The organism is Hymenobacter metallilatus (genome assembly GCF_003944705.1).
Classification (GTDB): Bacteria; Bacteroidota; Bacteroidia; order Cytophagales; family Hymenobacteraceae; genus Hymenobacter; species Hymenobacter metallilatus.
In genome coordinates this window covers 656,360-668,580 of record NZ_RWIS01000001.1, presented here as the reverse complement: position 1 = coordinate 668,580, position 12,221 = coordinate 656,360, and the positions used below count along the sequence as shown (strand labels likewise).

At 61.7% G+C, this 12,221-nt stretch carries 10 protein-coding genes; 7 read left to right on the top strand and 3 right to left on the bottom strand.

Annotated elements, in window-relative coordinates; all coding sequences use genetic code 11:
• Positions 1 to 186: 186 nt before the first annotated feature.
• The 5 genes from EI290_RS02670 to EI290_RS02650 all read left to right on the top strand — a co-directional run bounded on the left by EI290_RS02670 (position 187) and on the right by EI290_RS02650 (position 5,161).
• Complete coding sequence (locus tag EI290_RS02670; RefSeq protein WP_125426446.1) at positions 187 to 1,842, top strand: FAD-dependent oxidoreductase; 1,656 nt, start codon at positions 187 to 189, stop codon at positions 1,840 to 1,842.
• Between the two features lie 425 nt (positions 1,843 to 2,267).
• Positions 2,268 to 3,050 carry a metallophosphoesterase family protein gene (locus EI290_RS02665; RefSeq protein ID WP_246008828.1) on the top strand — a complete coding sequence of 261 codons (783 nt, stop codon included), beginning with the start codon at positions 2,268 to 2,270 and terminating at the stop codon, positions 3,048 to 3,050.
• Positions 3,051 to 3,055: 5 nt separating this feature from the next.
• A complete protein-coding gene (locus EI290_RS02660; protein ID WP_125426442.1) occupies positions 3,056 to 3,718 on the top strand; it encodes a hypothetical protein in 663 nt (220 codons plus the stop codon).
• Between the two features lie 35 nt (positions 3,719 to 3,753).
• Complete coding sequence (locus EI290_RS02655; RefSeq protein ID WP_125426440.1) at positions 3,754 to 4,569, top strand: metallophosphoesterase family protein; 816 nt, start codon at positions 3,754 to 3,756, stop codon at positions 4,567 to 4,569.
• A gap of 16 nt (positions 4,570 to 4,585) precedes the next feature.
• Entirely contained in the window at positions 4,586 to 5,161 is a 576-nt protein-coding gene (locus EI290_RS02650) for a hypothetical protein (protein ID WP_221766223.1), read from the top strand.
• 155 nt (positions 5,162 to 5,316) lie between these two features.
• Here EI290_RS02650 and EI290_RS02645 read toward each other — a convergent pair whose 3' ends face one another.
• Positions 5,317 to 6,684, bottom strand: a complete 1,368-nt coding sequence (locus tag EI290_RS02645) for a lysophospholipid acyltransferase family protein (protein WP_185816816.1) — start codon at positions 6,682 to 6,684, stop codon at positions 5,317 to 5,319.
• Positions 6,685 to 6,921: 237 nt separating this feature from the next.
• On the opposite strand from EI290_RS02645, the gene EI290_RS02640 reads away from it, so the two are divergent.
• Both EI290_RS02640 and EI290_RS02635 read left to right on the top strand, forming a co-directional pair.
• A complete protein-coding gene (locus tag EI290_RS02640; protein WP_125426434.1) occupies positions 6,922 to 8,751 on the top strand; it encodes a hypothetical protein in 1,830 nt (609 codons plus the stop codon).
• Between the two features lie 102 nt (positions 8,752 to 8,853).
• On the top strand, positions 8,854 to 9,639 hold the full coding sequence (locus tag EI290_RS02635; RefSeq protein WP_125426432.1) for a tetratricopeptide repeat protein: 786 nt from the start codon (positions 8,854 to 8,856) through the stop codon (positions 9,637 to 9,639).
• A gap of 213 nt (positions 9,640 to 9,852) precedes the next feature.
• On the opposite strand, the gene EI290_RS02630 is transcribed toward EI290_RS02635, so the two are convergent.
• Both EI290_RS02630 and EI290_RS02625 read right to left on the bottom strand, forming a co-directional pair.
• Entirely contained in the window at positions 9,853 to 10,944 is a 1,092-nt protein-coding gene (locus EI290_RS02630; RefSeq protein ID WP_125426430.1) for a chorismate mutase, read from the bottom strand.
• 324 nt (positions 10,945 to 11,268) lie between these two features.
• A complete protein-coding gene (locus tag EI290_RS02625; protein ID WP_125426428.1) occupies positions 11,269 to 12,114 on the bottom strand; it encodes a prephenate dehydrogenase in 846 nt (281 codons plus the stop codon).
• Between the last annotated feature and the right edge of the window lie 107 nt (positions 12,115 to 12,221).

Here is a 12,221-nt window from a genome sequence, read left to right as displayed (position 1 = left end):
CGTATGAGCCTCAACACAACAAGTAGGCCGCGACTTCTTTATTCAGTTCTTCTTTACTTCACCTTTCAGTTGCCGGCCAGCGCAACCTAGCGCAATCCAGCAGTGGGCATTAGTAGCGCCAAAACTCTGGGCAAAGTTCAACGGCTTTTTACTCAGTTACTTCCTTACGTAGTTACTCCTGACAACATGAAAAAGCCCGTTTTACTGTGCGTAGATGATGATGTTCAGGTGCTTAGCGCCATCGACCGGGACCTGCGCCAGGAGTTCCGGCGCGACTACCGCGTAGTGCGGGCGGGCTCGGGACAGGAGGCGCTCAGCATTGTGCAGGAGCTGCACGACCGGGACGAGCCCCTGGCCCTGGTGCTGGCCGACCAGCGGATGCCCGATATGGAAGGCGTAGAGGTGCTCACGCGCACCCGGGAGCTGTTTCCGGATGCCAAGCGGGTGCTGCTTACGGCCTACGCCGATACGGAGGCCGCCATCCGGGCCATCAACTCGGCCCGCCTCGACCACTACCTGATGAAGCCCTGGGACCCGCCCCAGCAGCTGCTTTACCCCACCCTCCACGATTTGCTTACGGCCTGGGAAGCGGCCTACAAGCCGCCCTACCGCGGCGTGCGCCTCATTGGGTTTCAATGGTCGCCCCGCTCCCACGAGTTGAAGGACTTTCTGGCGGGCTACATGGTGGGCTACCAGTGGCTTGATTTCGAGACGGATGCCGAGGCCCAGGCCCTGCTGGCCCGCCGGCAGCTCACCTCCCACCAGCTGCCCGTGGTTATTCTGGAAGACGGCACCACGCTGCCCAACCCCACGCCCACCGAGGTAGCCACCCGCATCGGCCTCACGGTGCAGGCCTCTCAGGATTTGTATGATGTGGTGGTGATTGGGGGCGGCCCGGCCGGGCTGGCGGCGGGCGTGTATGGGGCCTCTGAAGGCCTTAAAACCCTGGTGATTGAGCGCCAGACACCCGGCGGACAGGCCGGCACCAGCTCCCGCATCGAAAACTACCTGGGCTTCCCTACGGGGCTGAGCGGCAGCGAGCTGGCCCACCGGGCCTGGGCCCAGGCCGTGCGCCTGGGCGCTGAAATTCTGGCCCCCCAGGAGGTAACCAACCTATGTGTGCAGGAAGGCTACAAAGTGCTCACCCTCAGCGACGGAAGCGAAGTGAAAACCCGGGCCGTTATTCTGACCACCGGCGTCAGTTACCGTACCCTGGAGGTGCCAGGCATCGACCGGCTGAGCGGGGCCGGCGTGTACTATGGGGCGGCCCGCACCGAGGCCCGCTTCTGCCAGGAGCAGGACGTGTACATTGTGGGCGGGGGCAACTCGGCGGGACAGGCCGCTATGTACCTGGCCACGTATGCCCGCCGGGTGTTCATCCTGATTCGGGGCGAAAACCTGGCGGCCAGCATGTCGGCCTACCTGATTGAGCAGATTGGGCAAACCGACAATATTGAACTGCTGCCGTTTACTGAAGTGGCCGAGGTGTGCGGGGCCGACCACCTGGAGGAAGTTGTGATTCGTCGGCAGGGGCAGCTGGAGCGGCATCCGGCCCGGGCGCTGTTCGTATTCATCGGGGCCCGGCCCAGCACCGAGTGGGTGTGCAATACCATTGTGTGCGACGGCAAGGGCTTCGTGCTGACCGGCCGTGACCTGGTAACGGACCCGCGCTACGCCGCTTCCTGGAAACACCCGCGCCGGGAACCTTACCTCCTGGAAACCTGCGTGCCCGGGGTATTCGCCGCCGGCGACAGTCGGGCCGGGGCCATGGCCCGGGTGGCTTCGGCCGTGGGCGAGGGCAGCATGGCCATCAAGTTTGTGCATCAGTACCTGGACGAGTAAGTAGGATGTGCTTAATAAGGACCCCGTGTTAATTGTTGCTCGGTGTGGTTAGGGCTGCTCATGGGGTAGTATCCCGTGAGCGGCCGCTTGCCGGGTGCAGGAGCCGGGAAACGCGGCTTCCTCTTTTGAGAGGTAGCCTGAGGTGGGCCTATAAGGAGTATTTTACCGGAAACGCGGCTTTTCCACAGAATATCTTCAGAATTGATTTTAGGCCCTGAAACGCCGCAAACCGGGTTTGGGCCGGAAACGCGGCTCTGGCCAGCCCCCTGTTTGGAGGGTAAATAGCCTTCAGGCTATAAACTCTCTGCGCACCTTGCTAGTATATAGCACCAGGCCTATCCCGCCGGATGGGCTGGTTGTTGTATTCAGTGCCGAGGCGTATGCGCTCATTTTTCCGAACTTTTTCCGGGCGGTCTTTGCTGCCCGTGGCTGCCGCTTTATTGCTTAGCGGCTGCGACCTGCTGGAATTCAGCCCGAACGACCACCGTGCCCCCGATTCAGAGCGCGACCTGACGGCCAAAAACCTGGCCCTGCTGGCCCAGCGCCCTCTGCCCGCCGGCGATACGCTGCGGTTTGTGTTTACCGGCGACTCGCAGCGGTTTTACGACGACGCGGAGGACCTGGTGCGCAGCGTCAACCAACAGCCTGGTATTCAGTTTATGCTGGTGGCCGGCGACATTTCCGACTTTGGCTTTGCTCGCGAAATGCGCTGGATCAATCATGACCTGCGCAAGCTGAAAGTGCCCTACCTGACCGTGGTAGGCAACCACGATTTGGTGGGTAACGGCCGCAAAGCCTACGAGGCCATTTTTGGGCCCCGCAACTACTCTTTCGTGTACGGCGACACCAAGTTTATTTTTGTGGATACCAACGGCCGGGAGTACAACTTTGATGGCACGGCTCCGGACATGACGTTTGTGAAGCGGGAACTGGCCGATAACTCGGTGCGCCGCCACGTTATCATCAGTCACGTACCGCCCCAGGATGAGGACTTCGACCCTGCTCTATCGGAGCCGTACGCTGCGGCCTTGCGCGAAGACCCCCGGCTGGTATTCGAGCTGAACGGACACCGCCATGCATTCAGCATCGGGGAGGTGTTCGGGGATGGAGTCACGTACATCAACTCATCCTCATTCGAGTCGCGTCAGTACGTGGTGCTTACCGTATGGGGCGACAAGCAATTCTGCCTGAAACAAGTAACGTTCTAGTCCTGATGCTGTACCGCCTGATTTTGGCCGCCCTGGTAGCGGCCCCGCTGGCCGCGTCGGCTACCGCCCTGTCCTTGCCCGGTACCCCGCCCGATTCGGTGGCCGTGCCCGGCCCACCCGCCGCTACCCGCCCGGTGTCAGCCAGCAACCCTTTGCCCTGGTACCGGCCCAGCCACGTGGTGCTGCAAACCGGCGGGGGCCTGGGTATGATTGCAGGTGGGGCCGGCTTCAGCCTCAAAGACCGCCTCGACCTGGATATCCTGATTGGGTACGTGCCCGAAAAGTACGCTGGTTCGGCTCTGTCGCTGGTTTCGGCCAAGCTTTTATACTCACCCTGGACGCTGCCCCTGCGCGATAAACTGACGCTAAAACCGTTGTCGGTGGGAGGGTATTTCAGCTACACCCACGGCACCATTAACGACGAGGAGCCCGACCAGTACCAGCCCGGATACTACTGGTTCTCAACGGATACTCGGGTAGGTCCTCTGCTGGGCAGCCGCCTGAGCTACGCCCTGCCTGCCACAGCCAGTGGCCGTAGCCGCAGCCTCTCGGCCTACTACGAATTTGGAACCAATGATTTGTACATCGTGAGCTACGTGCAAAACCGCCGGGGACTTTCGCCGGCCGATATCCTGACGTTGAGCTTGGGCTTGAAGCTGGACATATAAAAAGCGGGGCGGGCCCCGGATGGCCCGTGGTAACTATGCTGCGTGGAGCCGGTCTTGTGGGAGTTTTTGGGCTGCTGAGCGCCTGCCAGCTGGTAGAGTTCAGTCCCAACCAGGCCTACGTGCCAGCCCAGGAGCGGGGCCTGAATGGCCAGGCGCTGGCCCGGCTGCAGACGGCTCCAAACCCCGACGATACGGTGCGGTTTGTGTTTGTGGGCGATACTCAGCGGTTCTACGACGAAACGGAGGAGTTTGTAGCCAGCGTCAACCAGCAGCGCAGCATCGATTTCGTACTGATTGGCGGCGACATTTCGGACTTCGGGCTGACGCGGGAATTCCGGTGGGTGCACCAGCGGCTACGGTTGCTGGATGCACCCTACCTCACTGTAATCGGCAACCACGATTTGGTGGGTAATGGCCGGGCGGTGTACCGGGAGGTTTACGGCCCACTCAACTACACCTTCCGCTACCAGGGTACTCATTTTATCTGCCTGGATACCAACGGCCGCGAGTATGGTTTCAACCAACAGGTTCCTGATGTGCAATGGCTGCAGCAGCAGCTGGCCGATACGGCAGGTACCCGTCAAACTATTGTAGTCGGCCACGTGCCGCCCACCGACGAGGACTTTGATCCACTGGTAGTGCCCCGCTACACGGCTGCTCTCCGGGATTGTGCGGGGCTGGTGTTTCATCTGGGGGCGCACATTCATCGGTTTACGGTAGGGCAGCCTTACCACGATGGTGTTACCTACCTTACCACCTACAGCCTGCAGAAAAAGCGCTACCACATTCTGACGGTGTGGGGGCAGCGAAAGTTTCGGCTGGAAACCGTGACGTATGGGGTGGAGGGGTAAGAGCTGGCTACTTGGGTTGCTGCTGGAACTGCTGGTAGTTGGGGCGCACGCACAGCCGGCGCGTGCCCAAACGGCAACGCAGGCGGCTGGCCCGTTTTTCCTGACGCTGCATTTGGCCGGCGGTACGGGCGTGGTGGCGCTGGGAGGCGGCTACCGTCTGGCGCAGCAGCGGCTGGAGCCTGAGTTGCTGCTGGGCTACGTGCCGCGCCGCATTAGTGGCAGCAAACCCCTGGCCATTATCACCCTGAAAGCTACCTATTTGCCCTGGACGCCGGAACTAGGCCGTTCGAGCTGGCAGGCCAGCCCGGTTACGCTGGGAGCTATGGTAAACTACACCACCGGACAGCAGTTCTTCCTGACCAACAACAGCGCCGGCAACTACCGGCCAGGGTATTACTGGTGGTCGTCGGCGGTGCGGCTGGGGCTGCTGGCCGGCACCCGACTCAGCTATGCCGGCCCTTGCCGTCAGCCTACTGCCGCCTACGCTGAACTAAGCACCAACGACTTGCACCTGGTAAGTGCCCTGACCAACCACAGCCTGCGCCTGGTTGATATTCTCACCCTGGGCGGCGGTTTCAAACAGGGTTTTTAGTTGTTGGTTGTTGGTTGATAGTTGGTAGTTGTTGGTTGTTAGTTGGTAGTTGTTGGTTGTTGGTTGGTAGTTGTTGGTTTCAAGGACATGTGCTAACAACCAACAACTACCAACTAACAACCAACAACTACCAACTAACAACCAACAACTACCAACTACCTCGCCAGATAGGCAGTGCGGGCCTCGCGCAGCCGACGGATCAGTTCTGTGCGCTGGCGGAGCAATGCTTCCATGCGGGGGCGCTGCTGCCGGAACAGACGCAGCACCCGCAGGCGGCGCAGGCGGCCACGCAGGTTACCGGCATAGCTCAGGGCATAGAAGCCGGTAAGCGGCAGGCTGATGAAATACAGTATCGTCCAGAGCCAACTGTCGGTAAAGTGATGTACCAACGCCGTTTGTATCAGGTAGAACAGCGTGAAGGTTATCATGCCTACCACCAGCAGTATGGGAGCCACAAACTCCACATCCTTAGTGGCCCGGCCGGCCACCAAGGAGGGGATTTTGTACGGCAGGTAGCTGTTGATAAGCCCATATAGATACAGCGGCGCCCCCAGCACCAGCCTTACGCCTGCCGCCAGGGCTCGGCTCAGGCGGCTACCGGTACGGCTGCGGCTTTCCAGTGCGTCGTCAGTAAGGCGCAGCCGGTGCAGCTCCTGGTGGTAAGCGTGCAGCTGCTCGCGCACTTCGCCCAGGTCGCCGGCGTTATGCTGCTCAAAATAGCGCACGGCTTTTAGTAGGGTGCGGCTCAGCTGGAAGTTGTCATAGAGGGTTTCCTCATCGTCCTGGATGAGGTGCTGGCCGAAGGTGCGCTCCACCTGCGTCACCAACTCATCCTCCTCATCGGTGCGGGTAATAACGAGGCGCTGCTCCATGCGGCGGCGGATTTCCTCAGTCAGGGCGTCGGCGGCGGCTTCGGGGCTCTGGCGGTACTGCTCGGCGTACTCGGCTACTGTAATGGGTTCGGCCAGGTTCACGAATACATCGGAGCGGAAGCGGCGCGGGTCGAAGTAGTTGATGCCCATAGGCAGGATGCGCAGGCCCAGGCGGAAGTCGTGGCGAGCTTCGGCCCCCAGGGCAATGCGGGCCGCCCCGGTTTTCAGAGGCCGCAGCCGCCGCTCCTGCACGCTGGTGCCCTCCGGAAAAATCATGATAGTACCGCCCCGGTCGAAGTAGTCGTAGCAGCGCCCAAAGGCTTTTTCGTTCTGAGCCTCCAGCTGGGCGGGCGTCAGCACCTCAGCGCCGGAATCCACATCCTGACGGCGGTAAATGGGAATAGAGTTGCCCGACTCCATAATAGCCCGCAGCACGGGGTTTTTGAAGAAGGTACTTTTGGCCAGGAAGGCAATGGGCTGGCGGCGGCTCACGGCGGCCACCAGCGGGTCCATGAGGGTATTGGGGTGGTTGCTGCACACCAGCAGCGGCCCCGGCAACTGGAGCCGCTCGGGGTGCCGCAGCTCCAGCTTCCGAAAAAAAACGCGCAGGGCCACCTGCACCAGGGGCTTCATCACCGTGTAGAAAAGCATAGCCGCAAGAAAAGCAGATTTTGGTGGGAGTTGTACTTGCCCCGCCCCGGCCGAGTTGCCGCCGCGGGTTGCTTCCACAACCTTCGGGCTTTGGCAGCTGGTAGGCAAACCACAATCCGCTGGTGTCAGACTTTTCGCGCTACCAGGCCGTAGTACCATCACCGTTGCCTGCATCCGCCCAGCAACAGGGGTACCATGGCTTGGCACCGTGGCAGCGCTTGCGCATCTTTGGGCTGTATGAAACGTGTTCTACTCCTGTGGCTGGTGCTGAGCACTGGTCTTACCGCAGCGTGCCACGCTCAGCCGCCCGTAGCGGCCGTAGCGGAGCAGCTGTATCAACGACACATTCTGACTGCCGAAGGCCGTGACTTGCTCCGCAAAACGGCCGCGGAGGGCCGGTTGCAGGGGCTGAATACGCCGGAGCTGTTGTCGGCTGCGGAAGCTGCGCCCCAGCAGGGCCCGGTGGCGGTGCTGCTATTCTGCGCCCAGGCTTTTACCGTCGAAATGCTTTACCGCACCAACTTTCCCCGTACGCCGGCCGACCAGCGGAAGCAGGACGAGCTACTGGCCACCGCCCTCAAGCAGTTCAAAACCGATACAACAGCCGCCCTAAACTACGTACTCAGCCACGGTCCGGCCGCGGCGCGCCTGGAGGCGGCTATTCCGGCTGAGGATAAAGTAGCACCAACCGGCTGGACGATTTATCCGCCCCTGGGCCTGGGTGGTGCGATGGTAGCCGGCCACCTCATCCACGAGAGCCGCAGCACGCTCGGCAAAACCCGCACCCGCCTAGCCCGCGACCTGCACGCGCTGGGCCTACTCAGCGACGCGGCGTACCAGCAGGTACAAACCGAGCTAACCCGCCAGCAGCTGCTCACTGAACAAGCCGTGTGCGAGCGGGGCGCTACCCTGATGCTGGCCGAAGCCACCCTGCCCGCCCGTCGTGTAGCCCGCCGCCTGCTGCTCGACAGCTTGCAGCTGACGGGCCAGCTAACCGCCGCCCGCCGCCGCGAAGCCGAAGCCGCCAACCCGCCGCAGGAGCTGCTGCCGCCCCTGGCGCTGCTGGGCTTTACAACCTACGCCCGGGTGGTGCCGGTACGGGAGCTGCCCGCCCGCCCCGAACAGCTGTACCCGGCCCTGCTGGCGCAGGTAAGCCAGCTGTGGCCCCGTTTCCGGCCCACCGAGGTGCAGGCCACGGTGGTGCGGCGCGAGGATGGCCCCAACCTGTGGGCGGACTACGTGACGTTGAGCTTCCGGGCCGATGGCCGCCGCTACGCCAGCCGGTTTCTGCACGCCTACGCGCGGAAGGACGGTACTCAGCAGGCCAACGGCCCGGAGGTGGGAGAGGAGTTCCGGACCGGCATCAACCAGTGGCTGCGCGACCAGCAGGCCCCCGAGCGGCTGTACTTAGCCTATCAGCCCGACGCCCGCTCCGTGTACGGGCAGGAGCAGCTGGACCTGGCCATTCTTACGCGGCCTCAGCGCAAGGTGTGGGGTTCGGCGGCCTATTTCCTCACCGAGGAAAACCACGACAACCGCTTCACTTCGGCCTGGTTGGATAGCCTCCCCGACCGGTTGCAGGCGCTGGGTCTGCTGAGCCACCTGACGCCGGCCCAGCTGACGGCCGCCCGGCAGGAGCTAAGCCAGGGGCAGAAACAAACGATGCTCGAGCTGCTGGCCTGCTTCCCGCAGCTGCTGTACTGGCCCGACTGGGAAATGGCCACTGAGCCCGCTCCGTACGCCCGCTACCTGCGCGAAATGGCCGCCATCAGCCGCGGCGGCTTTGCCCCCGTGCAGGTGCAGGATACGTTCCGGCCCGAGGTGAGCTATGGCCGGAAAACTGCATTTTCCTTCCGGCTCGGCACTGCTACTTACCGCGCCACGCTCCGGACGAAAGATGAATGGCTTGACAGCAATGCCATTGAGCTGGTAGAGCGGGCCGCGCGCGAGCAGGGGCACGGCAGCCAGTTTTATCTGATTGACGGTGGTGAGGCCTACCTGTACCTCACGCCCGCCCAACACGCGGGCCTGCAACAGCTCGATGCCGACTTGTTTGTCCAACCATAAACAGTAAGCCGAAAAAGAAGCTCTTCGTACTGCTCAATAGGCGGTTTCTCACGCTGCGCCGGCACCGTGGCTTCACCGAAAACTCCGCATCTTTGGCGTCTGATGATGCGCTTACTGCTGCTGTTGCTCCTACTCCTGCCCGTGGCGGCGCGGGCCCAAACCACCCCGGCCACGGCCGCCGCGGCCGAGGCCACGGCCCTGCGCCAGGTCCGGCAGCTGGTGCTGGAGCGTCGGTATGAAAGTGCCTGGCAGTTGCTGGAGCTAATCGATCCGGCCAATGCCGTGCCCGCTGTGGTGCTGCAGAAAGCCGATGTGGCCCTGAATTACTATGCTCACACCGAAGGCCTGCGCCACTTTGCGTTCCGTAACCTTAAGCTCCTGGACCTGAGTCTGGACAGCCTCCGCCAGCTGGGCCAGGATTCTGTGCGCTACGCCTTCCCGGTGCGCAAGGTGTTGGAACGCCTGCAAACCCGCTTCCCCGACAACTACAAAATCAGCCGCGCCCTCGGCGACTACTACTACACCGTGCAGCAGTGCGACTGCGCCGAGCAGGAGCTGGGGGAGGATGAGGTTTTCCGGCGCACCATTGCCCAGTACCAGCAGGCCCACGCCCACGGCCAGGGCGACTACCTCTCGTACTTTGCGTTGGGCTACGCTTATCAGCGCCTGGGCCAGTTTCAGGAAAGCCTGGCCCCGTTCGAGCGGGCGCTGCAGCTGCGGCCCGGCTATGCCACGGCCCACCTCAACCTGGCCTTTGTGCTCCTGGAGCTTAAGCAGTTCGAAAAAGCCCGCTACCACGCCCGCAGTGCCCAGGCGTTGTTCTCAGATGCTCACCATCAGGAAGACGCCGGCTTCCTCCTCAGCCAGATTGAGGAAAGGATGAAGTGAGTTGTCAGTTGTTGGTTGCTGGTTGTCAGTTGTTAGTTAGTGGTTGTTCGGTCATCCTGAGCTTGCGAAGGACCTTATTACGTTAGCGCCGTTCAGGTGTAGTTCCCGTAAAGGGCGCAGACTCGTTCAACGGGTATAAGGTCCTTCGCAAGCTCAGGATGATCGAACACCCAGCAACCACTAACTAACAACTGACAACCAGCAACTAACAACTCATTTTTGGTTCATCACGCGGTTTTGGCGGTTGATGGATTCCAGGTGCACGGCATCGAAGTACTTGAGAATGAAGTCTTCGGTGAGGCCCAGCTTATGGCCCTGCTGGATGCCGCGCTCCAGAATCTCGTTCCAGCGGCTGGCCTGCAGAATGGTGATGTTGTTTTCCTTTTTATAGCTGCCGATGCTTTCGGCCACCTGCATGCGCCGGCCCAGCAGGTGCAGAATCTCATCGTCGAGTTGGTTGATTTGCTCGCGCATCTGGGCCAGCTTATTGAGGAACTCCTGCTGGTCGGTGGTTTCGTGGCGCCAGATCAGGCCATCGAGCAGTTCGGCCAGGCGTTGGGGCGTTACCTGCTGCTTGGCGTCGCTCCAGGCGTTATCCGGGTCAATGTGCGACTCCAGCATCAGCCCGTCAAAGTCCAGGTCGATGCTTTTCTGGGCCACGGCGGCTAGGCCGGTGCGGTTGCCGCAAATGTGGCTTGGGTCGCAGATGATGGGCAGCTCGGGCAGGCGGCGCTTCATTTCAATGGGCAGGTGCCACATGGGTGCGTTGCGGAACTCGGTGTTGCCGTAGCTGGCAAACCCCCGATGAATCAGGCCCAAATCCTTCACGCCTACTTTGGCCAGGCGCTCCACGGCCCCCAGCCACAGCTCCAGGTCGGGGTGCACGGGGTTTTTGATGAGCACCGGAATATCCACGCCCCGCAGCGCATCGGCCAGGGCCTGCACCGAAAACGGGTTTACCGTGGTGCGGGCCCCAATCCAGAGCACATCCACATCAAAGGCCAGGGCATCCTCTACGTGCTTGGGCGTGGCCACCTCCACGGTGGTAGGCAGGCCGGTGAGCTGCTTGGCCTTCTGCAGCCAGGGCAGGCCTTTGGTGCCGATGCCCTCAAACATGCCCGGCTTGGTGCGGGGCTTCCAGATGCCGGCCCGCAGCATATCCACCTTGCCGGTAGCGGCCAGCTGGGTGCAGGTGGCAATGAGCTGCTCCTCAGTTTCGGCGGAGCAGGGCCCGGAAATGATAAGCGGTTTTTTCCTGAGCAAAGAATCCGTGGCAGGATGGTCGGAGAAATGGGGCTGATTCATGGGGTAGTTGGGTTGTAGGTTTTCAGTGAGGGTGATAAAAGGACTGTCATTCCGAGCAGCGCGGGGAGTCTGAGCGGCTGCGGATGGCTATGGAAAAGGCCATTATGCTCTGTCTGGCGTCCACGAAGGCGGAGCATCTCGCGCGTGCTGAGGTTGTTGGAAAAAGGACGTCATGCTCATCTGGCGTCCGCTTGTCGAAGCATCTCTACCGCTTCGTTGCAATGCTATGGGGTTAGCCAGAGGTAGAGATGCTTCGGCTGCGGCTCCGGTTCCTGGCTTGATGCGCCACATGCTCAGCATGACGTACATTTCTCATGCAGTTCTTTACTTCAAAATCTTCTTAATCAGATTTGCCTGCTGGATTTGTTGATAAACAGCGGGGTAGTTCTCCTGGTGCAGCAGCTGGCGCAGGTGTTGGAGCTGGTGAATGTGCTCGTCTAACACGTCCAGCACGTTCTCCCGGTTCTGGCGGAAGATGGGCACCCACATATCGGGGGAGCTTTTGGCCAGGCGCACCGTCGACTCAAACCCGCCGCTGGCCAGGGCAAAAATCTGCTCGTCCTCCTTTTCTTTTTCCAGCACCGTGAGGGCCAGGGCAAAGGAAGTAATGTGCGAAATGTGCGAAATGTAAGCCGTGTGCAGGTCGTGGGCGGTAGCATCCATGTACACCAGCCGCATGGCCAGCCGCCCAAATACGGCTTCCACCCGGGCCACGGCGTCCGGGGCGCTGCTCGGCGCGTCGCAGAGTACCAGCGTCTTATCCCGGAACAAGCCCGGCACCGCCGCCCCCGGCCCCGAGTACTCGGTGCCCGCCATGGGGTGCACCGCCACGAAGCGGCTCCGCTGCGGGTGCGCCTCCACGGCTTGCAGCAGCAGGGCCTTGGTCGAGCCCACGTCGATGACCGTTTGCCGCTCCGTAGCCGCGTCCAGCACCTGGGGCAGCACCGTGAGCATGGCATCCATGGGCACGGCCACCACCACCAGGTCGGCGCGGCGTACGGCCTCGGCCAGGTCCTGCGTGGGCTCGTCAATCAGGCCGATGGCCACGGCCTCCCGCAGATTCTCGGGACTCCGGTCCACCCCGATGACGTGGTGAGCCAGTGCCGCTTCCTTGAGGCTAAGCGCCAAAGAGCCGCCAATGAGGCCTATGCCGATGATGGTAACGACCATGAGGTGAAATGGTGAAGTGGTGAACTGGTGAGTTACTGTTCAGGTGGCGCGGGCAAGCCAGCGGCGCGGTTTAAAGCAAAAGGGTAAGTTGAATCGGAAAGCTGATG

Excerpts from the sequence above, each read along its gene's own strand:
- EI290_RS02670 (WP_125426446.1), top strand. The coding sequence starts at position 187 with ATGAAAAAGCCCGTTTTACTGTGCGTAGATGATGATGTTCAGGTGCTT.
- EI290_RS02660 (WP_125426442.1), top strand. The coding sequence starts at position 3,056 with ATGCTGTACCGCCTGATTTTGGCCGCCCTGGTAGCGGCCCCGCTGGCC.
- EI290_RS02655 (WP_125426440.1), top strand. The coding sequence starts at position 3,754 with ATGCTGCGTGGAGCCGGTCTTGTGGGAGTTTTTGGGCTGCTGAGCGCC.
- EI290_RS02645 (WP_185816816.1), bottom strand. The coding sequence starts at position 6,684 with ATGCTTTTCTACACGGTGATGAAGCCCCTGGTGCAGGTGGCCCTGCGC.
- EI290_RS02640 (WP_125426434.1), top strand. The coding sequence starts at position 6,922 with ATGAAACGTGTTCTACTCCTGTGGCTGGTGCTGAGCACTGGTCTTACC.
- EI290_RS02635 (WP_125426432.1), top strand. The coding sequence starts at position 8,854 with ATGATGCGCTTACTGCTGCTGTTGCTCCTACTCCTGCCCGTGGCGGCG.
- EI290_RS02630 (WP_125426430.1), bottom strand. The coding sequence starts at position 10,944 with ATGAATCAGCCCCATTTCTCCGACCATCCTGCCACGGATTCTTTGCTC.
- EI290_RS02625 (WP_125426428.1), bottom strand. The coding sequence starts at position 12,114 with ATGGTCGTTACCATCATCGGCATAGGCCTCATTGGCGGCTCTTTGGCG.